18 protein-coding genes are annotated in these 24,064 nt (G+C 46.9%); 8 read left to right on the top strand and 10 right to left on the bottom strand.

Annotation, left to right across the window (positions count from 1 at the left end):
* Positions 1–202: 202 nt before the first annotated feature.
* Together OGY17_RS20060 and OGY17_RS20055 are read right to left on the bottom strand one after the other, a co-directional pair.
* Positions 203–550, bottom strand: a complete 348-nt coding sequence (locus OGY17_RS20060) for an HdeA/HdeB family chaperone (protein WP_048236597.1) — start codon at positions 548–550, stop codon at positions 203–205.
* Positions 550–1,146 carry a DUF308 domain-containing protein gene (locus OGY17_RS20055; RefSeq protein WP_003826082.1) on the bottom strand — a complete coding sequence of 199 codons (597 nt, stop codon included), beginning with the start codon at positions 1,144–1,146 and terminating at the stop codon, positions 550–552. The genes OGY17_RS20060 and OGY17_RS20055 overlap by 1 nt, the downstream gene beginning before the upstream one ends.
* 281 nt (positions 1,147–1,427) lie before the next feature.
* On the opposite strand from OGY17_RS20055, the gene OGY17_RS20050 reads away from it, so the two are divergent.
* The gene (locus tag OGY17_RS20050; RefSeq protein WP_003826081.1) at positions 1,428–2,060 is read left to right on the top strand and encodes a YfdX family protein; all 633 of its coding nucleotides are present in this window, start codon (positions 1,428–1,430) and stop codon (positions 2,058–2,060) included.
* A gap of 74 nt (positions 2,061–2,134) precedes the next feature.
* Here the strand turns inward: OGY17_RS20050 and OGY17_RS20045 are convergent, their stop codons facing one another.
* Entirely contained in the window at positions 2,135–5,377 is a 3,243-nt protein-coding gene (locus OGY17_RS20045) for an ATP-binding protein (RefSeq protein WP_286608139.1), read from the bottom strand.
* Between the two features lie 4 nt (positions 5,378–5,381).
* The gene (gene evgA, locus OGY17_RS20040) at positions 5,382–5,996 is read right to left on the bottom strand and encodes an acid-sensing system DNA-binding response regulator EvgA (protein ID WP_208743818.1); all 615 of its coding nucleotides are present in this window, start codon (positions 5,994–5,996) and stop codon (positions 5,382–5,384) included.
* A gap of 840 nt (positions 5,997–6,836) precedes the next feature.
* Here evgA and OGY17_RS20035 point away from each other — a divergent pair.
* Complete coding sequence (locus tag OGY17_RS20035; RefSeq protein WP_208743817.1) at positions 6,837–8,009, top strand: hypothetical protein; 1,173 nt, start codon at positions 6,837–6,839, stop codon at positions 8,007–8,009.
* An 88-nt stretch (positions 8,010–8,097) separates the two neighbouring features.
* Here OGY17_RS20035 and OGY17_RS20030 read toward each other — a convergent pair whose 3' ends face one another.
* The 4 genes from OGY17_RS20030 to dpaL all read right to left on the bottom strand — a co-directional run bounded on the left by OGY17_RS20030 (position 8,098) and on the right by dpaL (position 13,554).
* A complete protein-coding gene (locus OGY17_RS20030; protein ID WP_003826074.1) occupies positions 8,098–9,384 on the bottom strand; it encodes an MFS transporter in 1,287 nt (428 codons plus the stop codon).
* Between the two features lie 78 nt (positions 9,385–9,462).
* Positions 9,463–11,055: an N-acyl-D-amino-acid deacylase family protein gene (locus OGY17_RS20025; protein WP_286608136.1), complete on the bottom strand. Its 1,593-nt coding sequence runs from the start codon at positions 11,053–11,055 to the stop codon at positions 9,463–9,465.
* 67 nt (positions 11,056–11,122) lie between these two features.
* The gene (locus tag OGY17_RS20020; protein ID WP_008785574.1) at positions 11,123–12,307 is read right to left on the bottom strand and encodes a YgeY family selenium metabolism-linked hydrolase; all 1,185 of its coding nucleotides are present in this window, start codon (positions 12,305–12,307) and stop codon (positions 11,123–11,125) included.
* Between the two features lie 32 nt (positions 12,308–12,339).
* Entirely contained in the window at positions 12,340–13,554 is a 1,215-nt protein-coding gene (gene dpaL, locus OGY17_RS20015) for a diaminopropionate ammonia-lyase (RefSeq protein ID WP_020996285.1), read from the bottom strand.
* 381 nt (positions 13,555–13,935) lie between these two features.
* On the opposite strand from dpaL, the gene OGY17_RS20010 reads away from it, so the two are divergent.
* Positions 13,936–15,684 (top strand): sigma-54 interaction domain-containing protein, encoded by a 1,749-nt coding sequence (locus OGY17_RS20010; protein ID WP_213752831.1) that lies wholly within the window; start codon positions 13,936–13,938, stop codon positions 15,682–15,684.
* Positions 15,685–15,740: 56 nt separating this feature from the next.
* Here the strand turns inward: OGY17_RS20010 and OGY17_RS20005 are convergent, their stop codons facing one another.
* Both OGY17_RS20005 and OGY17_RS20000 read right to left on the bottom strand, forming a co-directional pair.
* Positions 15,741–17,153: a tetratricopeptide repeat protein gene (locus OGY17_RS20005; protein ID WP_286608134.1), complete on the bottom strand. Its 1,413-nt coding sequence runs from the start codon at positions 17,151–17,153 to the stop codon at positions 15,741–15,743.
* 220 nt (positions 17,154–17,373) lie between these two features.
* Positions 17,374–17,874 (bottom strand): anti-virulence regulator CigR family protein, encoded by a 501-nt coding sequence (locus OGY17_RS20000; RefSeq protein ID WP_048215725.1) that lies wholly within the window; start codon positions 17,872–17,874, stop codon positions 17,374–17,376.
* A gap of 309 nt (positions 17,875–18,183) precedes the next feature.
* Between OGY17_RS20000 and melR the strand changes: the two genes are divergently transcribed.
* The 5 genes from melR (at position 18,184) to OGY17_RS19975 (ending at position 24,008) form a co-directional block, all read left to right on the top strand.
* Positions 18,184–19,122 (top strand): transcriptional regulator MelR, encoded by a 939-nt coding sequence (melR, locus tag OGY17_RS19995; protein ID WP_079934245.1) that lies wholly within the window; start codon positions 18,184–18,186, stop codon positions 19,120–19,122.
* A 193-nt stretch (positions 19,123–19,315) separates the two neighbouring features.
* Positions 19,316–20,776: a Na+/H+ antiporter NhaC gene (gene nhaC / locus OGY17_RS19990; RefSeq protein WP_149608158.1), complete on the top strand. Its 1,461-nt coding sequence runs from the start codon at positions 19,316–19,318 to the stop codon at positions 20,774–20,776.
* A 123-nt stretch (positions 20,777–20,899) separates the two neighbouring features.
* On the top strand, positions 20,900–22,072 hold the full coding sequence (locus OGY17_RS19985; RefSeq protein ID WP_286608130.1) for a MalY/PatB family protein: 1,173 nt from the start codon (positions 20,900–20,902) through the stop codon (positions 22,070–22,072).
* A gap of 154 nt (positions 22,073–22,226) precedes the next feature.
* Positions 22,227–22,862: a carbonic anhydrase gene (locus tag OGY17_RS19980; RefSeq protein ID WP_003826059.1), complete on the top strand. Its 636-nt coding sequence runs from the start codon at positions 22,227–22,229 to the stop codon at positions 22,860–22,862.
* Between the two features lie 207 nt (positions 22,863–23,069).
* A complete protein-coding gene (locus OGY17_RS19975; protein ID WP_234103149.1) occupies positions 23,070–24,008 on the top strand; it encodes a glucosamine inositolphosphorylceramide transferase family protein in 939 nt (312 codons plus the stop codon).
* Positions 24,009–24,064 lie beyond the last annotated feature (56 nt).

Raw genomic sequence — 24,064 nt, 5'->3', positions numbered from 1 at the left:
CTGCCCTATCCCTGGGTTTAGATTATTAAATTCCCAGGGATGGGGCTTCGTTTGTCAGGTCTACGGTTATTAGCGGGCACGGCTATCCAGCGAGTTTCTCGTGGATAGCAGGGTAAATTACGCGGATTTTTTATAAGGAACGACTGAGGGTAGGAACAGAGGTTGTCAATTCTAACAAAAGCCAGGCTATCAAAACGGTTAATCAATAGTGCAGACCGGAACCTTTCAGATTTACAGCCAGTTCACCCAGTTTTGTATTCGGATGCTGATGGCACATTTTAACCATTTTCGGTACAGCTTCCGTTTCCACCTCATGCAGGGGAACATAATCATCGCCTTTAAAGTCAGAATTTTTATTAACAATCACAAAGGCAATTGCCGTCTTGTATTGCTGACTCATATCAACAAATTCTTTACAGGTCATATCTTGTGGCGCAGCTTCCGTTGCCTGAGTAGCCAAAGCACGGGTTATTGGCGCCATAACAGAGGTCACAAGAATAGCTGCAGAAACCATCATCTTAATATTCACTATGCGCTCCAGAGTTAGCATTAATTTTTATCGGCGAGCTTATCAGTTTTAACCAGCGTCGCATTTCTACGCAGACTGATAAAAGCTAAAGAACTAAAGATCATCTCGACACCAATAAAAATTGAGGTAAATACATACGATCTGTCGGGATCCATATTCAGCCATACGCCGGCAATAAGCAGGTCAAAAATACCAATAAAAATGTTCCATCCATAACCCGGGCTACGGAACAGTTTGACCCCAGAGGCGATACGAAAAATCCCCCCCAGAATAAACAGGCAGCAAAATACCATTGCCAGTGAATTCATGCCTATCACAGGATTCACGAGGAAACAGTAACCCAGCAGTAACCACGCGATAGCAAAAAAGGCATAGGTAAATTTGGCTTTCAATTGCTTTTTACCTGAGCTAAACAGGCTATAAATAGAATAGAAACCACATACCAGGAACATAAAGCCGGTTGCATAGCTTAAATAAACACCTGCAGCAATCGGATAAATCAAGCAGCAGATGCCACAAATCAACATCAACACCGCCATAATCGTCGCGTGCTTTTTATAATGAACGAGTGTTTTTTCATTAAACGCTCTCAGGCTACGCTGATTAAAAACAAACATACATCCTCCGTTATACATAAACGCAATGTAACCTGTTGACACAAGAATTATTACTCACTCAACATATGTTACTTACAATGGAATGATAAGACTTCCACTAAGGAAGCGTATATAAGAACAAGAGAATGTCGATATGCGTATATTCCTACACATGTCAGACATCTGACACTTGTAGGATTAAACGGTCATTATTCTATCTTGGCTCTGATTCCTCTCTTTAACATTATTTAATATGCTTATTGCGTTTGGTGACATATACCAAATTTATTCAGGAGAAAGTAATGAAAAAGATTATTCTTGCGGGTGTGCTTGCAACCATGATGGGTTCAGCACCAGTGATGGCTGCTACTGCTACCACAACCACTCCGGCGCAAGCTGCTACCGCAAATGTACAAAAAGAAGCTGCCGATGTTATGCAGGTCGCAGTGCAAGGCGCAAATGCGATGCGTGATATTCAGCTTGCTCGTCTGGCCCTGTTTCATGGACAGCCTGACAGCGCTAAAAAATTAACCGATGACGCGGCTTCCCTGCTGGCAGGCGACAGCAAAGATTGGGCGAAATTTGTAAAAGCTGCGCCTAAAGCCAAGATGATTGACGATCAGTACGTGGTTATTAACGCTACGGTCGCGCTGTCAGAAGACTATATTGCGACTCCGGCCAAAGAATCCGCTATCAAAACAGCGAATGGCAAAATGGCCAAAGGCGACTGGAAAGGTGCAGTGGATACTCTGCAACTGGCTGGTATCAGCGTGCTTCAGACCCAATACCTGATGCCTCTGAATCAGACTCGTAAAGCCGTTGCCAGCGCGCAAAAACTGCTGACTTCCGGTAAATACTATGAAGCAAACCTTGTGTTAAAAGGTGCTGAAGATGGCATTGTGGTCGATAGCGAGATGATCGGCGCAGGCCAGTAGTACTCAGCACTACGGAGTGTTGAACCAGGACTTTCTCTCCTGATCGGGCAGCTACAGCTACCCGATCAGGGGGATTAATGGCTAATCAGACTGTCTATCTCAATCTCAATTTCCCGCATAACAGCAATAATCTTCTGCAATGCCTCCTCGCGTTCTGACAGAGAAAGATCGTCATGTCGTCTGGATTCGAAAGGTTCGCACAGGTTCTGTAGCGCAGTGATACCCAGAATTTGCGCCGAGCCATGCAACCGGTGAAGGGCTCGCAAAAACAGCTGAGGTTCATCTTGCAGAACGGCTTTCTCAGCCGCTTGTATATCATTCAGCGTTGCCTCGCGAAATGTCTCGAGAATCTCGTTCATCAGTGCGCGATCGCCGCCGGTATTTTCCGTCAACACATTGAATTTCAAATGCCGGATTGTACAAGGAGACGCATAACCGGTTTCGATTTTACTCAATTCATGGGTCAGTGTCTGAATCGACACAGGCTTGAACAGGCACAAGTTCATACCATTTTGCAGGCATCGATCGCGTGACTGTGGAAGTGCGCTGGCCGTCAGTCCCCATATTTGTAAATTCGGCTGTTGACGACGTAGCGAAGCCGCGAGATCAAACCCGTCTTTTTTCGGCATATTTACATCGGTTATCAGCAGATCGTACGATTTCTTCGCCAGTTTGGCTTCTGCTTCCTCCCCATCACACGCTTCATCCACGCTGTAGCCAATGGCATTCAACTGTCGCTTGAGCAGCAGGCGATTGGTTGGATTATCGTCAGCTATCAAAATAGACAGACACGGAAGCGGTAACAGAGTACCGGGCGCATCGCCATCCGATACAATCGACTGTCGAGCTGTTTCAACCGGCAGCGTTATGGTAAACGTGGTTCCTTGCAACGGGACGCTCATCAACTCCAGCGTCCCACCCATCAACGTCACCAGTTCTTTGCAGATAAATAACCCCAGTCCAGAACCGGTTTGTTGACGCCCGCAGCGTCCCTGGGCGTAACGCTGAAACAGCCCCGCCTGCTCCTCTTCACTAATACCGCAACCGGTGTCGCTAATGGCAATAGTCAGGGTACCGTGATTCTCCCCCTCAGGCGTCAAACGGGCCGTTACATGAATGCTGCCCTGCTCGGTAAACTTCAACGCATTACCCACCAGGTTGGTGAGAATTTGCCGCAAAGCCTGCTGATCGACAAATACCCGCTCGTTCGCCGGCAACTGGCTAACGCAGGCAAGCGTAATGCCTTTCTGTCTGGCTAAGGCATCGAAAGAGTGACACTGCAATTCAATGAGCTGCGAGAGATCCGTCCATTGAGGAACAACCTGGTATTTACCAGACTCAATCTTATCCACATCCAGAATCTTACCGATCAGTCCAAGCAATGACTGGGCCGTCGCCCCGGTAAGGGCAATCGCCTCTTTTCGCTGTGCCGGGCTGAGTTCTGAACTCGACAGTAATTCCACAAAGCCAACAATCGAACTTACCGGAGTACGTAATTCATGGCTCATACTCGCCAGAAAGCGACTTTTGGCCTTGGTTGCTTCAATCGCTTTATTCTTTTCGTTTTCCAGTTCTTGAGATAATGCTTCTTTGAGATGAAGCTGCTCTTCCAGTAGCCGCTGCGATTGTTTCCTTTTATTTACCTCACGGGAGAGTGAGATCCCCCAGATCAGGCTAATTGCTATCAGCAGCAGCGCGAATATCCCCAGTTGATAGAACTGTTTGCTATATCGACTCCAGAAATCGACCTGCGTATTGGAAATTTTCGACCACCTCTCCGTCATCTGCAAAATTTCACGTGGCGGTATGGCCTGTAGCGCTTTATCCATAACAGACTTCAACATCGGCTCGCGGGGAGAGATTGCAAAACTTACCGACGCACCAGGCATATCTGGAAGCCTAAAAAAGTGCATATTTTTCTGGTAGTAATGATCGACCATAAATCTTGCCGACAATTCGGTAGCGATTGCCGCATCAACGCTGCCCTCCTTGACCATGGCCATCGCAACACTGCCAGTATCCGCATTCACCCAGGTGGCCTGCGGATAGCGTTGCTTCAGCTCGCTTTCCAGCACATGCCCGGCAGGCAAAGCAATACGTATCGGCTTCTCCAGTAGCGATTCGGCGGTTTCCTCACGGGAAGTGATCATCACAAATGCCACATTCATCAGCGGATCGCTAAAGGCCGAATTGCTTGGGTTTTGATGAGTTAGCGTGATAGTGGGATACATATCCCACTGTTCGCCGCTTATTTGCTTTGTCTGCTCACTTTTGGAGCTAGCTAAAATGGGTTCAAAATCGAGCCCCGTTTGCAGATGTATAATATTCAGCAAATCACCAATAATACCGCGTAACTCACCACTGCGATCGACCAGCGTATAGGGCGAGTAATCTGGGTTGATTAAAATGCGGATAACATGCTTTTTCTTCAACCACGCTTTTTCCTGATCGGTGAAAGGAATAGGCGCATTCAGATAGGCAAGGTTGCCGCGGTTCAACCAGTTCTGCATGACTTGCATATGAATTTCATTACTGATTGACGTAATGAAACCATCAAGAATATTTCTTAATACAGGCTGATCTTCGTTAACGACAAAATAATTATATTGTTCTTGCTTATCAAAGTAGTGCGTAATAACCAGTGATTGTGAGAAGTATCGAGAGATACAATGACTGCTGGTGATATTGTTACCAATATAATATTGATTATCGCCATTCACTACCGACGCCATAGCCTGATACTCATCGTCATAAAATGAGACTTTAGCCTCAGGAAAAGCCCCCTGGATAACATCGAGAAAAGGGCAATCCCGCACACACGCGACGCTAACCTGATGGTTCGAGGTCAGCGGCAGCATAGTGTTTTTTAGCGATGTTACAAGCGTCGGCCACGTGGTCAGCAATGCCGAAGTACGCAACAAATTCCCGCCAACATCCTGGCGTCGGGACAGTTGGGTTATCAGCGTATCAACATCGTTATTGGCGAGCGCGGCCAGCGCCTCTTGCTCATTATCATACTGCTTTATAATGATTTTTAGATTGAGGTTCTTTTGCATTAACGCAAGGTAATCCGCGTTGACGCCCCGATAATATTCACCGCTATTTTGATAAACAATGGGGGAGACTTCCGGTAACCAGGTGCCAACAACCAAGGTTTTTTTATGCGCTAACCAGTTTGTTTCTTCCCTGTTCAAGCCGATATTTTGCACTGAGGTATTATAGTTACTTTTTAGCTCAACTTGCCGAGCTGAGCTTACACCCGTAGACAACCCGATGGTAAAGATGACCATCAAAAAAATAAAAAAGCGTTCCAGCATTACTCTATCCTATTTTATTTCTCTGCGCATAATCATAAATTTCCATTAATGATGAACAATCTAATTTTTCCATCAACCGGCTTTTATAGGTGCTTACCGTTTTATTACTGATATTCATTTTGCTGGCAATTGTGCTGTAATCCATGCCATTAAGGATATAACGCAATACTCTCATTTCCTGGTTCGACAACGTATCAAGCTTATCCTGCTCGCTGACGGATGAACCAGTAAAGTGCTCAAGGGAAAAGGGAAAATAGCTATATCCATTTTTTGCTGCTTCAATTGCGGCAAGAATATTATTCATACCTTCTTTTTTACTCACAAATCCGTTAGCACCGTATTCGGCGCTACGTTTGCCGTAAAAAAATTCATTTTTGGCTGAAATGATAATGATTACACCAGCATAGTGCCGCTTTCTCAGCTGCTCCAGCACTTCGATGCCACTGATACCCGGAATATCCACATCGATAATCAACAGCTCCGGTTTAGTTTTTTCAACGGTTTGAACCACTTGATCCCCACAGTCGAGTTCGGTGGTCACAGCGATACCATTGGTATCGAGTAAGTTGCGGATGGCAATGCGAGCCAATGGGTGATCGTCAACGATTATCGCGTTCATTGCGTATAAGAATCCCGATAAATAAAGAGAGGCGATGGCTATAGAGCAGATGAGTCTTCAATATTATGTTTTATAAACGCAAGACTTTAAGAGGAAAATTCTAGCATAGCCACGCGTATATTTTATTATTTTTTCATAATTCGAATGAATAAATCATAAAAATAACATTTTGATTTACAAAAATTAAACTTTGAGCCTTTGTAAACATCAAATCATTAACACAACGTAAAGGAAAATTCCTACATATGTAGGACAGGTCTTTCATTTATTAGGGTTCATTCTTAACAAAGTTATTAATATCAATAGCGTAGTAAGCATTAGAACCGTAAAAATACGGAAAATGCCCCTCATCTGACGAACCTCCCGTTAGGATGGCATGGTGGAAAGCCGCCATCAAATAGCCGTTTACGTTGGACATTCCTATGCACATTTCTATGCCAGCAACTTTACATTAAAAACAAATATTATTTTCAATACGTTGCCTACGACAGTTCTTTGTTAATTTTATTTCTATATGAAATTATCCTACACTTGTCTTTATGCTTAAATAAAGCAGAAACAGCGTATTTTCAAATTTCCAGGTTACATCGATGCGCTGATAAAAAATAAGATAGAGCATTTTTTCATACTTTCGGGTGATAACAATTTTACTAACCTGAATTTTGGAGAAACTGTAAATCCAGAAGGATCGTACACTGGCACAACCTGGCGGGAAGAAAAACCGGCCAACGTTAAAAGCACCACTTTCACATTCTAAGGAGAAAAATAGGTTACCAGAACAGCAAGTTACGCTTCTCTTCTGGTAGTAAGCAAAGCAATTGATTGATGGCGTATAGCAAAATGAATCAAATACGAGAATCATTAAACAATGTTGTATTCCCTGACACAATGCCTGACGCATGGCCTTATCAATCCTGGTGTTCACCTGAAAATATTGATACCGATATTACATGGTACTCATTTACTGAGCTGGATTTGATGATCGAAGCCTGGTTGGGTAAAGACTCTCTCATCCCGGTGAACAAAACCGTATGGGGTTTTGTGAACGAAAATGAACCATTAATCCAGATAGTTATCCACGAAGATATTGCATATATTGCAATTAATCACAGATTCTATTCATGGGTAATTATTGTTGCAGGAACATACAACTTAAACATCAGTCTCGATCTTGCCTCCATATTTAAACACACAGCCTTAGCCGATACAGCGCTATGTATTATAGCCAATCGCGTTGACATACATTCAGTAGAGGTATCTCTTAACACCGCCCGCTCTTTTATGAACTTCGTTTTCTTTCATGAATTGGTTCATTTGATGTGTTGCCAGCATCAATACATCAAGATGAATGGCAACCAACTTCCGTATATCAGGACCATGGAGTTTATTGCCGACTTTCTAGCGTACGAACATTCACTCATGCCTGTAACTTACGAATATACCGTACAAAAAGACAGCTGGGATCTGCAGATGAGTACCGCTCGATGCCTTGGCTTTGTCATCGCGTCCTATTTCATCATTAAGACGAAACAGAACAACAATTTAAATCTATATCCATCCATAAATGAAAGAACCACCTTATTGCTGAGTTATATATTATCGCCATCTTTAACGCGGAGTGAACGGGAGGGATTACTGCTAAAATATGAAGCCAGTGGAATAATGGATGCTTATATCCGGCGAGGAAAGCTAGGATTTAACATTGGCAATAATGATTCCCTCATCTCGACTGACTATTCTGCATGTCGTTGTAATTGCAGCAAATGCAGCGCATTCGCCAACGAGATATGTAACAAGGCCAAACCATTGAACAGCGAAGTATTAAACCATATGAGCATTTATACAGAATGCTTCCCTAAAAATAAGGTTTTTTACCCCTTTCCTGTTATAGATAAAAGAGATAACAAAACATCTCATTTTTGTAGTTTACAAAATCCTATACTGTTTTCCTTAGAGAAAACGATTAAAAGATCCTCTGCATTTCTTTCAAACCGATTCCTGAGTTTCCACTAAGAGCCTAATGGGATAGGCTCTTAATCACTTATTTCCGTCATCCTTAATGTGGCTCTGGAACAGCAGAGCCACAAGAGAGAGACATTAATCAGGCTTTACTGGGCAACGCTCCCACTGCGTGCGAGCTTTTGACTGTCAGCGTAACGACAGCTGAGCACAACAGTGCAGCAATCATAAAGATAAAGGCGCTGTTATAGCTTCCGCCACTACTTTGGATAAGCCAGCCGATGATCGGCGCTGATACAACCCCTGCCATCTGGCCGCCAAAGTTAACAATACCGGATGCCCGCCCCATGATGTTGCTCGGGATCGTATCCATCAGAATGCCCCAGAACGTCGCCATGGCAAAGAACATGAACAGGGCTGAGACACACTGATAAACCACCGCCATATCTGCACTGCTCACGCTGAAAGTCAGATACAGGAATCCCGCGGCAATAACAGAGGTTACGACATACAGCGTTTTACGCTGGGGTTTGAATTTGTCTGAGCAATAACCGCCTAATAATGTTCCGCCTGCCCCGAACAGGAAGGGAATGGCCGCCATGACACCGGTCTTTGCCAGAGAAAACTCTCGTACGGTAATCAGGTAGCTTGGTAGCCAGGTTGAAAAACCCCAGAAGGTAATATCAAACAAAAACCAGATACTGGCCATTTGCCAGAGCACTGGCATTTTGAGTACGTCTTTAAACGCGATAGCGCTGGTGTTTTGCAGGCTCCCCTGATCGTCAGCAGCCAGCTCCGCCAGGTCTTGCTGCGTAATGGCAGGGTGATCTTTCGGGTTGTCACGCGTAAATAAGTAGATACCTGCCGCGATAAACAGACCGGGAATACCCAGCACGATAAAAACCATGTGCCAGCCAAATGCCCCGATGATGCTTGCCGCCACAACTACCGCCAGCGCTGGGCCTAAGGTGTTAACCGTTGACTGAATCGCCGTGGCGCGACCACGCTCTTTCGACGGGAAATAGGTTGATATCATCTTCCATGAGGCCGACGGGAAACATCCCTCACCGATACCAAAGAAGAATCGTACTGCTAACATCAGCGGCAGCGTCAGCACAGCGCCGGTTAAGCTGGTGAACACAGACCACCATGCAATACCAATGGCCATGATTTTGCGCGAGCCAAATTTATCCGCCAGTAATCCACCGGGAATTTGAAACGCAGCATAACCAATAAAAAAGGCGCTAATAATTAAACCTTGTTGAGTCGTATCAAGATTTAAATCTTTGCCAATATAAGGGAGCGAAACGCTCATCACCATTCTGTCGAGAAAAGAGAGCAGCCACGCCAGCCAGATCAGGGTCAGGACGGTATATCTTGCTTTCCAGGTCTTGGGTTTACCTGAAGGTAAAGACGTTTGTAGGTTCATTGTGATGTCCTTAGGGTGTAGTGATCTACCGCGGCCATAAATAGTCGCGATAGATCCATGCGTGTTTAGCGTTATTTATTAATATTGTTTTCTAATAACCGTACCGCTACAGGCATAACTTTCCGCGCCATTGATTAAGGCAATGCGCCCATTAACCATGACAATTTCAATCCCTTCCGGGTACTGATTGGGTTCCACAAAAGTGCCTTTATCCGTAATTGTGTTCGGATCGAACATCACAATATCCGCAGCATAACCCACCTTCAGCAGTCCGCGATCCTGCAAACCCAATACTTCAGCAGGTTTCCCCGTCATCTTGCGGATTGCCGCTTCCCAGCTCAGACATCCCTCTTCACGGACATATTTACCGAGTACGCGAGGGAATGCGCCAAACACGCGCGGGTGCGGTTTGCCAGCCCCCATTAAGCCGTCGGTACAGACGTTTTGCTCAGGTCGACAGAGAAACTTAATCACGTGCTCTTCGGTACCGTAGAAGTCGACCATCCCCACGGCGTTTTCCTCTTCAAAGAGCAGATCGAAGGTGGCGTTGTACGGATCTTTTCCGCGCAGCTCGCCCAACTGGACGAGGTTCAAACCGACAGCATCCTGATTTTTTGCCGTTTTCACGCTGGTGACAAAAATCTGGTCCAAGCCGGCAAAATCGATAAAGTTATCCCAGCCAGGAATACCCTGCTGAATATCATCAATCATTTTGGCGCGCAGTTCGGGCGAGGCGAGACGCTCAAGTAATTTGTCCGTACCACCGGAGTGAACCCATGGCGGCAGGATCACGCCAAGCATCGTACTGCCCGCCACATAAGGATACTGGTCGAAAGAGATACGAATTCCCTCTTCCTGCGCCTGTTCCAGCATGCCCAGCATCTGGTCGATCAGCCCCCAGTTTTTCTTGCCGCAAACCTTCATATGCGAAATATGTAGCCAGACGCCAGTGGCTTTGGCGATATCAATCAGTTCCTGGGTTGAGTTGATAATATCGTCAGCTTCACTGCGCTGATGCACCACAAAGATCCCGTCATATTTCGCCGTGACCTTACATAGTTCAATCATTTCGGCAGTATCACCAAAGGCGCAAGGCATATAGATAAGTCCAGTGGAAAGTCCAAATGCCCCAGCCTTTAGCTCCCGCTCAAGGACTTCACACATCTTCGCCACGTCTTCACGGGTTGAAGGACGCCCATCCAGACCCATCGCTTCCATGCGCACGTTGCCATGAGGAACTAAATACGCGAGGTTTGTCGCCGGATGACGCGATGCCAGCAGATTGAGATAACCGTCTGTATTTTTATATTTCCAGTCAATTTTGTCGGTGTCACCGTCCAGCCCGGCGATATTTTTACGCCAGGCTGGAATATATTCTTCAGGTAGCGGTGCTAAGGCGACGCCATCCTGGCCCAACAGTTCGGTGGTGATACCCTGACGAATTTTTGCCGACAGCGCGGGGTTAATAATGGCCGACAGGTCAGAGTGCGTATGGGTATCAATAAAGCCAGGGCAAATAATTTTTCCTGTTGCATCAATTACCTGTTCATTGATGCCAACCTCAATTTGACCGATTTCGACAATACGTCCTTCATCAACCATCACATCGGCAATCCTGCCTTCACTGCCCGTCCCATCGATTACATTTCCGTTTTTGAAAATGGTTTTCATCGTTATTCTCCATGGCGGTGCTGCTGAGCGACACCGCCTGTAAGGTAAGAGGTGGTTATCTTTATTTTTATTGGCGATAGAGTGTCTGGATGATGCTGTAATAGCCGCTGGCTGAGCCGGTTAACTGATCGATCTCGATATACTCATCAATGGTGTGTGCCAGGTTTTCTCGTGAAGGACCGAAGCCGATGGTTTTGATTCCCGCTTCGCCCGCATAGTGGCTACCGTTGGTACAAAATGAGTACTGCGTAATGGTTGGATTAAAGCCAGCCTCACGAATGCCCACTAACGCTGCCTGCACAAATTCGTCGGACTCGTCGTACACCCAGCCTGGGAAGAAACGCTCTCCCTCAATCGTGGCGCCGGTATAGCAAGACTCCTGACCCACCGCGTAGGACACTCGGGCCTTAAACTGCGGATCCTGAGCAATAAGTTCGGCAAGCGCATTTTCCAGCGGAGCAATCACGCTTTCTTTGGTTTCACCCACCAGCAAACGGCGATCGTAGGTTGCGCGACAGTAATCCGGTACCACCGAGGCTCCCGGGTACGGCGAAGATTTAATGTCGGTCAGTTCCAGAATGCCAGGCCCCAGAACCGGATGCGTCGGCGGCGTGATCGTGCGAATTTTGTCGATCAATTGCGCCATTTTGTACACCGCGTTAATCCCCGCCTGTGGGTTAGCGGAGTGCGCGGGCTTACCAAAGGTTTCGACCACAATCTCAGCGCGGCCACGCTGACCAATTTTCAGGTTTAACTCGGAAGCTTCACCGATGATCACGTAGTCTGGCTTATAGCGCTCGCTGACCAGGCGGGCAGCAATACCTTCAAAACACTCTTCATGCACGATGCACGCAACGTAGATTTTCCCGGCAAAATTTCGCTGATTGTCCTGACCGAAAAAGCCCACGGCGGAGATCATCGCCGCCACGGCACCTTTCATGTCAGTTGTGCCGCGACCATAAATTTTGCCATCTTCAATATCGCCGCCGTATGGGTTGCGGGACCACTTCTCTTCATTCACCGGCACGGTATCGATATGTCCATCGAGAACCAGCGTTTTCCCCGGCTGGTTGCCGACAATGCCGCCAACAATGTTGCCGTACTTATCAACGTGAATGTCATCGAATTGGTAATGCTGCATCATTGTTTTTATGGCATTAACCACTTCCCCTTCCTGACCGGAATAACTTTTTTGTTGGATCAGCGCCTGACAGTTTTTAATGACTTCTTCAATGCGGTTTGCAGATAACATGGGTTTCTCCGTTATATCTCTCAATCAGGGAATTATTTGTTGATGCCCGGGTACTGACCGCCCCAGACAATATCCAGATATTGTTGCGGGTCGGTATCCCCTTCGGTGCTGACTAACAGCACACGAGAGTGCGCATCCAGCCCCAGTTGCTCACGCGTTTGCGCCAGTTCAGGCGAGGTCATCAGCAGCGCCAGCAGACCGGTAGTAACCGCACCTGACTCACCCGAAATAATCTGTGGATCGCCTGCCAGCGGGTTGCCCAACATGCGCATGCCCAACGCTGCAACTTCATCAGGACAGGAGGCAAATGCATTGGCATAATCGCGCAGCAGTTTCCAGCCGATACTGTTCGCCTCACCGCAGGCGAGACCGGCCATCACGGTTTGTAAATCACCGCCCACCGCAATGGCATCCCCCTCTTTCGAACGGGCTGAGCGGTAGAGGCAATCGGCAATTAACGCTTCAGCGACGATCACTTTCGGGCGATTCTCCCCCCAGGCTGCCGTCACCATTCCCTGAACCATTCCGGCAAACGAGCCGACGCCTGCCTGCACAAAAATGTGAGTCGGCGCAACCTGATGCAGCTGATCTATCGCCTCCAGCATCAGCGTGCCGTAGCCCTGCATAATCCACTGCGGGATCTTTTCGTATCCTTCCCACGCGGTATCCTGCACCACAATCCAGCCATACTTTTCGGCCTGTTCTGCGGTCATACGAACCGCATCGTCATAGTTCATATCGACGATCTCAGCGGTAGCGCCTTCGTTACGGATAGAGGTCAGACGTTGCTGCGAAGAGCCCTTCGGCATATACACCACGGCGTTTTGCTTCAGTTGGCGCGCCATCCATGCCACGCCGCGACCGTGGTTGCCATCAGTAGTGGTGGCAAATGTGACGGTTTGCAGATCGTGGCGTACCTCTTCGCTGGTCATCACGTCAAACGGCAGTTCGCTGATATCCTTACCAACTAATTCAGCGATATGGCACGCCATCGCATAGGAGCCACCCAGCGCTTTAAAGGCTTTCAGGCCAAAACGCTGAGATTCATCTTTGAGGTAGATATTTTTTACGCCCAGTTTTTGTGAAAGCGCCGGTAGCGTATACAGCGGCGTCGGCGCGTAACCCGGAATAGACCGATGAAAATTCAACGCTTTTACCAGTTCCTGGCGGCTAAACGGTGCCAACGGCGCGTTCGGATGTTCGGTAAACGGTGTCTGGTTAATAAAAAATGATAAGTTTTCCTGCATCATAAAACCTCATTGTCCTGGTATTTCATTCCCTGTAATCGGTGCAATACAGAGATATTTCCGTTATCGGTATTGGTAATAGAGCAAAATGCTTACCAGCTTTTTATTAACCGAGTAAATTCTTATGAATATTTTAATAAAGGCTTTAATTTCAATAAATTAAATAGAAATAAAAATTGACACCAAAAAATATCACTGCGTCAGTTTATCGCCTCATTTTGATAAATTCTCATTATTGATAAATAGTGTGATCGCTGAAGATAAAATAAGAAAAACATCCAAAAACAGCGTGATAGATTGATTTTTCGCAAATCATTTTTGCATTGCTTCGCCTATTTATCATTTTCCTTGAGAAATGCGACACACTGCCGGAGAAGTACCATGATTTCAGTACTCAGCAATATTCAGGATGATATATGCAATTATGCCGACGCTATTTCTGGCATAACGGGCACGGACGTTGAAATCATTGATGAATCTTTAATACGCATCGCGGGTACCGGGAAATACCGGCATATGCTCAATGAGAACGTGGCCAAAAATGGCTACATCTATCGTCACGTATTGCAGGTGCGAGAAACGGTACTGATCAAAAATCCCGGCGAGCATCCGCTGTGTCAGTTATGTGAAAAACACCACTACTGTTCTGAAATGCTGGATTTGAACGCACCCATTTTTCTTAATAATCGCGTGATTGGCGTGATCGGGATTATTTGCTCAACCCAGGCACAGCGTGACACGTTACTGAGCCAGATTGATAAATTTGTCACCTTTATTGAGCAAATCGCCGTAATGATCTCCAGTAAGGTCTTTGAATGCCTGGAGCGTTTACGCGCGCAGGAAACGCTTGGCGCATTTCGGCTTCTGATCGATGCTATGGACCGCGGCGTGGTGGCGATTGATGGCAAGGGTCTTATCTGGCATGCCAATCATTCAGCCGACCGCATCCTCAACCGTGAGGTTCAGGGATTACCACTGACCATTGAAACAACCGGAGACAGCCTGTATGGCGATGAAGAAGCGTGGCTGACACTTGAAGGTCAGAAACATCATGTACTGTGCAAACAAATTTCGCTCTCCTCACAGGATAACGATCGCTTAACCATGGTTATCTTTCGTGATGCACACGACTACCTGAGTAACCTTACTCCATCCCCTTATGAGTCTGACATGCAGGTGCGACTGATTGGTCACTCTCCCTCAATGGAGCAACTCAGAAGCACCATCGGTAAAATCGCCAACAGTTACGCCAGCGTGCTCATCACCGGGGAAAGTGGCTCGGGGAAAGAGGTCGTGGCTTTTGCCATTCACCAAAGCAGTCCACGTAAAGCCGCGCCTTTCGTGACAATCAACTGCGCGGCTATCCCCGAACAACTGCTGGAAAGCGAACTGTTTGGTTATGTTCGTGGCGCATTCAGCGGGGCCGATCCCAAAGGACGAATGGGAAAATTTGAACTGGCCAACGGCGGCAGCCTGTTTCTGGATGAAATTGGCGATATGCCGTTGCATCTGCAGGCTAAGCTGCTCAGGGTCTTGCAGGAAAAGGCGATCACCCGCGTTGGCTCTAATAACACCATCAATATTGATGTGCGCATTATTGCCGCGACCAACAAAAACATTAATGCGATGGTGGAGAATAATCAGTTTCGCGAAGATCTTTTCTATCGCCTGAATGTGGTCCCTCTGGTACTTCCATCCCTGCGTGAACGCCGTGCTGATATTGCGGTCCTCGCACAGTATTTTGCCGATGAGTTCTCGGTCAGTTACCAGCGACCACCGCAAAAACTGCCTGATGACGTTATTAACCGCCTTTATGCCTGGCACTGGCCGGGCAACATTCGTGAATTACGCAACGTGATCGAATACATTTTTGTGATGCGCGGAGAAGCCGCCGGGATCAACGCCAGCCATCTTCCCCCCTACCTGCTCAGCGCCGCTGACGGTAGAAAAACGACGATGACCGCGCAACCCCGTCAGCTTGCCAGCAAAGGAAAACAGGCGGAAAGGGAAGCTATCGAAAACGTCATCCAGCGATTCGGCTCAAGCGTTGAGGGGAAAAAACAAGCCGCGACAGAACTGGGGATCAGCATTGCCACGCTCTATAGAAAAATAAAACTGTACGGTTTGTGAGCCTCCCCCTCTTAACGAAGAGGCTCACGTAAAACCATACTGTGCAACCGAGCGCGTTACAGGGCCGATTGATTTCGATGCTGCTCGAAATAGCGTCTGGCCTTGTCGTCAGCTTCTTTCAGGGCTGTCGGATTCAGGTTCTTCTGCGCGATATCCAGTCCATTTTGTGCATCAGAATTCCCATTAGCAAAGGCCACCGCACTCCAGATATACGCCTGAGCATAATCCTGAGTTACCCCTTTGCCTTCAAGGTACATGGTTCCCAGCATCCCCTGAGCTTCCGCATTTCCCTTTCTTGCGGCCTGTTCAAACCACTCAGCGGCTTTTTTATCATCCTGAGCGACGTCATTACCTTCTAAATACATCAAGCCAAGATCTTTCTGCGAGCCTGCATCTCCCTGGGCCGCGGCTTTCTCCAGCCACTCCACCGCTTTTTTATTGTCCTGGGCCGTTCCCTCTCCTTTTGCGTACATCATGCCAAGCATGCCCTGGGCCAGCATATCCCCTTGAAGAGCTGCCTGATTAAACAGCTCAAACGCTTTTTTGTGGTCCTGAGCCACACCAACCCCCTCGCCAAGGTAATACATCGCGCCGAGCATGCTCTGGCCCAGCGCGTCCCCTTTACTGGCGGACTGTTTAAACAGCGCGAAAGCTTTGTCAGTATCCAGACCGACACCATCACCTTCAAAGTACTTTCTGCCCAGTAATCCCTGCGCTTTGGCATCCCCTCGTTCAGCCGCTTTACTCAATGACTTAACGGTGTTGTAGCCCTCTAATAGCGACGCCTTACTTTCAAGGAAACGCTTTGCGTCAGAATTGCCCTTCTCAACCGCACGATGGAGCCACTCAATGGCATGATAGTTTCCGCGCTCGGCAGCAATGCTTAACCACTCGACGGCCTGCTTATTGCCTTTTCCGACTTCGTTGTCAAACCACTCAATGACCTTACCGTCATACCAGCGCGCGCCCTCACCATCAAAGTAGACTAAGGCGAGCAGATAACGCGCATCGAGATTGCCCTGCTCAGCCGCACGGGTCAGCCATTCAACAGCGTTCTTGTCATTCTGCTGCACGCCCTTACCTTCGAAATACAGCACACCGAGATAGTATTGGGCATCGACATTCCCCTGGGCCGCCGCTTTGCTAAACCATTCGGCCGCTTTCTTGTCATCTTTCAGGCCGCCTTTGCCCTCGTAGTACATCAGTGCAAGCAGATGCTGAGCACTCGCATTACCCTGCTCAGCCGATTTGGTCAGCCACTCGCTGCCTTTACTGAAATTCTGCTCTACCTCTTTCCCTTTTAAGTACACGGTTGCAAGCACAAACTGCGCCTGCGCATCCCCCGCCTCAGCACCCTGCTGTAAAACAGCCACAGGTTCTTTATTCCACTCTTTTGCTTGTCCCTGTGAAGATCCCGCACCCCACAATATTCCGATAAAAGTGAAGGCGAGGAGAGGCCGAATGTTCATAAAACGTAATCCTTGTTAAGAAAAGGCACATAATGGAGATGCTCCAACTGCAAGCCAACTCATTTAACTGCGATTGTGATCCATGTCAGAACTATCAGATATTAACTGGGAAATGTGTAAAATATAATTCTTTGATTATGCAGGTGATCCTTAGTGAATAATGCACAACAAAAAGGCCATGTTAATAACATGGCCTTTCGTCTGGACATGGCGTTGAACCTTAATCAAACACACCATTAATAACAGCAGTGACAATCGCCGTGCTCAGTGCAATCAGCACCAGATTATCGCCAATAACCTGCCATTCATAGCCCGGGTAATACGGAAGTTGATTCAACATTGATGGCGGAACGCTCTTCCTGGCGATCCCCGGAGGAAGCGGTTTTCCTCGCGCCAGATTTTTGGCAATACCTGGAGGCAGTGACTTATAGCCCGTTAGACCGTATCTGACGGCATACTGCCTGGCCACGTTATAGCTGATGTCACTATCAACATGGTCCGGCTTACCATAATTTTTACGCTGTTCTGATTGTGCGTTATTTTTTTGGTCCGCGTGTCCTTTCTGGCTATGACCACTATTCCCCTTGTTCCCGCTATTACCATGATTGCCACTGTTACCATTTCCGTTGCCATTACCGGGGTTAGCCAACACAGGAGTGGCACACATCGTCATCGCAGCAACGGCAACTACCGCCGCGGCCAAAGTTCGAAGCCTGGACATGATGATTCCTTAAGCTGTGGATACAAATAAAAATGTACGGTATTCGCTGAATACTGGCTATCGCTTCAACTCCGATTTATGGGCAAATAAACGATGTTGCTTTGCCATGGGCTCCCCAGATTGAGCGTTTTTAAGATTACAGCTCGCCATTCCCGCTATCTCAGATCGGCAAGCGACAGGCACAGGATCTGAGTTTTTGGGAATAACTTCGCGAAAATGGAGAGAAAACGACGTTTTTTTTCGGTTAAGCTATGTTCATGCTTTGGCGTTACCCCATGGCCGGAATCACTATCCAGGAACCCAACCATAATGGCAAAAAGTACCCCGCAGCTGCCGCTCGACCCCCATATGTGTCGCAGCTATGAGAAAAAGTCGCGAAGTCCGCTGGCGCTCTATTCCGAGTATCAGCGTATGGATGTCGAACTGCGGGCGCCGCTGGCTATGACCTACAGCCACTGGCATGGCCAGGTTGAGGTGAACGTGCCATTTGATGGTGATGTGGAGTATCTTTTTAATGACGAAGTGGTGAAGAGCAAACAGGGTTTTATCACCTTGTTCTGGGCCTGTACTCCCCATCAACTCACGGATGCCGGACACTGTAAACAGATGGCCATCTTCAACTTACCGATGCATCTGTTTTTATCCTGGCCGCTGGACAGGGAGCTGATTAATCACGTAACCCACGGGATGGTGATTACTTCGTTGGCTTCACAGCAGCTGAGCGCGTTTGAAGTACGGCGTTGGCAGAATGAACTCAATAGCGATAACGAACAAATTCGCCAGTTAGCCATTGATGAAATCGCGCTGATGCTCAAGCGCTTTAGCCTCGCTGGCTGGCGGCCGGTACTGGGTAACAAAACGTCGCGCACCCAGAAAAACAGTATTTCACGGCATTCACAGTTTTACGTCAGCCAGATGCTGGAGTTTATTGCCGCCAACTGCGACAAACAGCTTACGGTTGATGCTATTGCCGAACACGTTAAGCTCAATCCCAATTATGCGATGGGTATTTTTCATCGGGTGATGCAACTGACGATGAAACAGTATATTACCGCGATGCGCATCAACCATGTGCGGGCTTTACTCAGTGATACGGATAAAACAATTCTGGATATCGCTACAATTGCAGGTTTTCGCTCCAGCAGTCGATTTTACAGCTCGTTCCATAAATACGTCGGCATGCCGCCACAGCAGTATCGCAAATTGAGTCAACAACGCCGACATCATTCACCTTATGCCGAGGGGTAATTTATTCACCAAACTTTCTCTTACCTTACTACAAAAATATAAGCACCAGAATAGCAGGTCAAAAAAGATAATCTGCAACAGTTAATAAAATAGGGTTCAGCCATGAACTCTGGCAACTATGTTACTCAGACATGAGTGACCTATAGCAGGTATTTATTTGACGTGTTCAACCATTAATGATTGGGATGAAATTATGGAATTAAATAACTGTACCCCCAACAACAGAAAGCCATTGTCTTTCTTTTGGTCAGTTTTACCCATGGTAGTTATGCTGGGCGGGATTAGCATCGGATATTTTATCTTCAATATTCGTGCTGAACCCATGATCCTGATGGGAACGGCAGCCGCCTCGTTTATCGCCATCGCTCACGGCTACACGTGGGATGACATTCTACAATCTATTTGCAATAAAATATCTGAAGCGCTGCCGGTCATATTAATCGTCGCCAGTATCGGTTTCTTAATTGGCGCATGGATGGTGTCAGGTACTATTCCAATGATGATTTATTATGGTCTGAAGTGGATTAACCCTCAATATTTCTATATTTCGGCATTTATGCTGGGAGCACTGATCTCAGTATGCACCGGTACCTCCTGGGGTTCTATCGGGACCGTTGGTATTGCCATGATTGGCGTAGCGATTGGTCTGAATGTCTCGCTGCCCATTGCCGCTGGTGCTATTGTTTCAGGCTGCTGGTTTGGTGATAAGCTCTCACCGGTTTCTGATTCAACCAACATGGCTGCACTGGCTGCCGGGGTAAACCTGTACTCGCATATCGGCCACCTGCTGTGGACTACCGGCCCGGGTTTTATTATTTGCTGCGTCGTTTACAGCTATATGGGTATGGGCATTGATGCCTCGTCCAGCGCGCCAGAAAATATCACCAACTTAATGAATTCTATTGGTCAGATTTATCACTTTAATATTTTGCTGCTACTCCCGCCGATCATCGTTTTATATGGCTCACTGTCAAAAAGACCGCCCATTCCGATGCTCTTTTTATCTACGATAGTCTCAATGATTTTGGCGTTAGTCTTTCAGCAATTCACGGCATCCTCTGTCGGCGAATCCGTGGTCAGTGGCTTTAAGCTCGCAATGCTTACCGGAGATAATCTGCCGACACTGTCTTCCGATGTTTCCCGCTTACTGGAGCGAGGCGGCGCTATTTCAATGTTTAGCAGCTTCGTTACCGTTTTCAGCGCCTTCAGCTTTGCCGGGGCAATGAGTGCGACAGGCTCTCTGCACACCGTGATAAACGCGCTGACAAAAAGCGTTAAATCCACATTCCGCCTGGTGGCTACCACGATTGTGACGACATTTACCATCTGTGCCTGCACGGCAAATGGGACCTTACCGTTGCTGCTGTGCGGTGATGCCTTTAAAGAGGAGTACAAAAAACGAGGTCTTGCGGCAAAAAACCTCTCGCGAACCACTGAAGATGCCGGAACCGTTGTCGAACCGATTATCCCCTGGTCTGCCTCAGGCGTTTATTGCGCCACTATGCTGGGCGTTGCCACGCTTGATTACTTGCCCTGGGCAATCCTCTGTTACAGCGGCGTCATCTTTGCCCTACTGTGGGCGGCAACCGGTATTGGCATTGCTAAATATGAGCCCAATGAAGCCACTGAGAATATGGTTGAGCAAAAATCATAGACTACTAAATAGCTAAATATTAGCTATCACCAGGGTAAATTAAATATATCCATTAGATATACATAAACATTCTTCGCTTTTGCGTTGCTTACACTATTTTCAGAGACTTTCCAGGAGTCAACAATGTCTTTGTTTGATGATATTGTCACAAGGGATGTTAATTGTCGTAAATACGGGCAATTACAACAGATGTACGGTACCACCGATGTATTACCGCTGTGGATTGCAGATATGGATTTTGCGACACCAGAGCCAATCATGAGCACGCTGCGTTCGGTGGTGTCACAGCCTGTGCAAGGCTATAACCTGGATTATCCACAATGGAAAGAATCTGTTATTCATTGGTATGCACAACAGTATGATGCCGATATCAAGGCACACTGGTTACATTTTATTCCCGGTGTTATAAAAACTATCGTACTCTCTTTAATGGCGCTTACCCGTCCAGGCGATAATATTTTAACCTGTACGCCAATCTATGATCCCTATCCTAATCTGGTAAACACCAGCGGTAGGAATTTGATTCAGACGCGCCTCATTGAGAAAAACGGGCACTATGAATTTGACTGGCATGATTTCAGCGAGAAACTCAAGCAGTGCAAAATGTTTTTGTTCCCTTCACCGCATAATCCAGGTGGAATGGTGTGGTCGCGGGAAACGTTGGAAAAAATAAGCCACTATTGCCAGCAGGCAGGCGTCATCATTCTGTCTGATGAAGTGCATAGTGATTTAACCCTGCCAGGAAAGCGCCATTTGCCGTTTTTTACTGTTGATGAAGCGCCAGATAGTCGGTCAATCGTGCTTACTTCCATCAGCAAGACCTTCAATACGGCGGCGATCCAGGGCGGAATCGCCATTATTAAGAATGATGAATTACGCCATCAGTTCTACCACTTTCTGGATAACTGCTACCTTGCCGAGACGCATTCATTACAGCAGGCGGCCATTTATAGCGCTTTTACCCATTGCGCCGACTGGCACCAGAAATTATTGGCCTATCTGGCCGACAATGTAGCGTTTGTGAAAAGTGAAATTGAAAAGTACTGTCCTTTGATCTCAATAGTGTATGGCGGCGCGTCGTATCTGTTATTTCTGAATGCGGAAAAAATGGATCTCAGCGATGAGCAGCTAAGCGCTTTTTTTGTGCATGACGCCAGGCTTGGCCTGTCACCTGGGGCGCAATACGGTCCCGGTGGAGAGGCGCACATGAGACTCAACGTTGGCTGCCCGCGCCCGGTGCTGGTAGACGCGATGAACAGGCTAAAAGCGGCATACCAGAAATGGCAGAACGCATAGCGTACATCACACGATTTGCCCTGCCACGGTGGGGCAAAATTATCCAAAGATGTTGCTGAACTGCTATAAAGTCTTTCCCTTCTGTCGGCTGGTGTTAAACTGGAAAGTGTGATCTTCATCATAACCTGCTTAAACAGAGACAAGAGACACTGCTATGCAACATATCATCGAGGGCTTCCTCAACTTCCAAAAAGAGATTTTCCCTCAACGCAAGGAACTCTTCCGCAGCCTGGCATCCAGCCAGAATCCTAAGGCACTTTTCATCTCCTGTTCCGATAGCCGCCTGGTACCAGAACTCGTTACTCAGCAAGATCCAGGACAGCTTTTCGTTATCCGCAACGCCGGTAATATCGTACCGTCATTTGGTCCGGAACCGGGTGGTGTATCCGCAACCATCGAATACGCGGTTGTCGCACTTGGCGTAACGGATATCGTCATCTGCGGTCACTCTAATTGTGGCGCAATGAAAGCCATTGCCGATAGCCAGCCCCTGGATCCAATGCCCGCTGTCGCTCACTGGCTGCACTATGCCGATGCCGCGAAAGCCGTGGTCGATAAAAAAACCTGGGATAACCCAATCGATAAAGTTAACGCCATGGTGGAAGAAAACGTTATCGCACAGCTTAACAACATTAAAACGCATCCTTGTGTCGCGGTTGGGCTGCGCAATAATGCGCTTCGTCTGCACGGTTGGGTGTATGACATCGAAAGCGGTGAAATCCGTACCCTGGATAAAAACAGCAAAACCTACGTTTCCCTTGCAGATAACCCGCAGGTGCATTTCGAGTAATTCCCCCACTGGAGCAAGGATGCTCTGGACATCTCCTCTCCCTATTTCTGTTAGTGGACAAAAAACGGGCTCGCGACTAGTTTTAAAGTAGCCACTGGTGTTCCACATCGGTTTTCGCACATTTATACAACATTGCGGCAGGCTCATTCACTGAGTCGCAAACAGCTGTTCATACATGGTGCAGGCGATAAAAAGGAGCAGGTGCAGATGCAAAAAAAAATAAAAAGAATAATGGATAAGTTATTTTATCATGAGTCGTGGGACATCATGCTTATTAAGGATAATGGTACACACTCATTCCCCGACAACACTCTGGAGATATTAAGCAAATCCACTGCGCAGCAGTTAAAAAAGAAATATACATTTCAGGCCGATCCTTTTCTGATTGAAAAAGACGATAAACTGTATGTTTTCTATGAAGCTCTTAGCTTTCGCAACTCAAAAGGCACGCTACGATGTCGCGTTCTAGACCGTGAACTGGTTGAACTTGAAGATATTAGGCTTGAAGGCTTTGACGACTTAAAGTGTCATTTGTCATTCCCTTATCTGATACATATCAACGATCAACTCTTCATGATCCCCGAGTCTTCAGAAAGAAAAGAGGTAATACTGTTTCAGTCAATTGAGTTCCCTGCACGCTGGAAGCAAGTTAAAGTTTTAATCTCTGATACCGAATTAACTGACAACGTATTTATCTCAGTTAATGAAACCTGTTATCTGTTGTCCACCACGATGGATAACGAAATAATTATTCATTCCGCAGATCATATTTATGGACAATGGCAGCGGATTACCCCCTCATTGAAGGTGAGCAATCCTCATCATCGAGGTGCAGGTGCCTCCTATCAGGTCGAAAATAAAATGTACTTCCTTACTCAGGAGTGCACACCTGAAACTTATGGAAAATCAATCTATATCAAAGAATTAGTGACACTGAACGGCGCTAATTTTGCTGAAACTCTGATCGAACAAATCAATTCGTCGATCAACCACAGTGACGGCGTCCACACGCTGAACTTCTCAAATAACTATATTGTTTATGATACAAAAGTTAATAAGTTCAGTCTGTTGGCAATCTTTAAAAAAATAGCATATAAATGTATGATAAAATACAGAAACACTTACCTTACCCGGCAAAATAACTGATTCACTGGATCCTCGGGTGGCATTGGTAGAAAATCGTTCGGGTTTATAGCATTTTT

The organism is Citrobacter sp. Cpo126 (assembly GCF_030332445.1).
GTDB classification, from domain to species: Bacteria; Pseudomonadota; Gammaproteobacteria; order Enterobacterales; family Enterobacteriaceae; genus Citrobacter; species Citrobacter portucalensis.
Note: the sequence above shows the minus strand (reverse complement) of the source record. Positions and strands in the feature narration are given on the sequence as shown.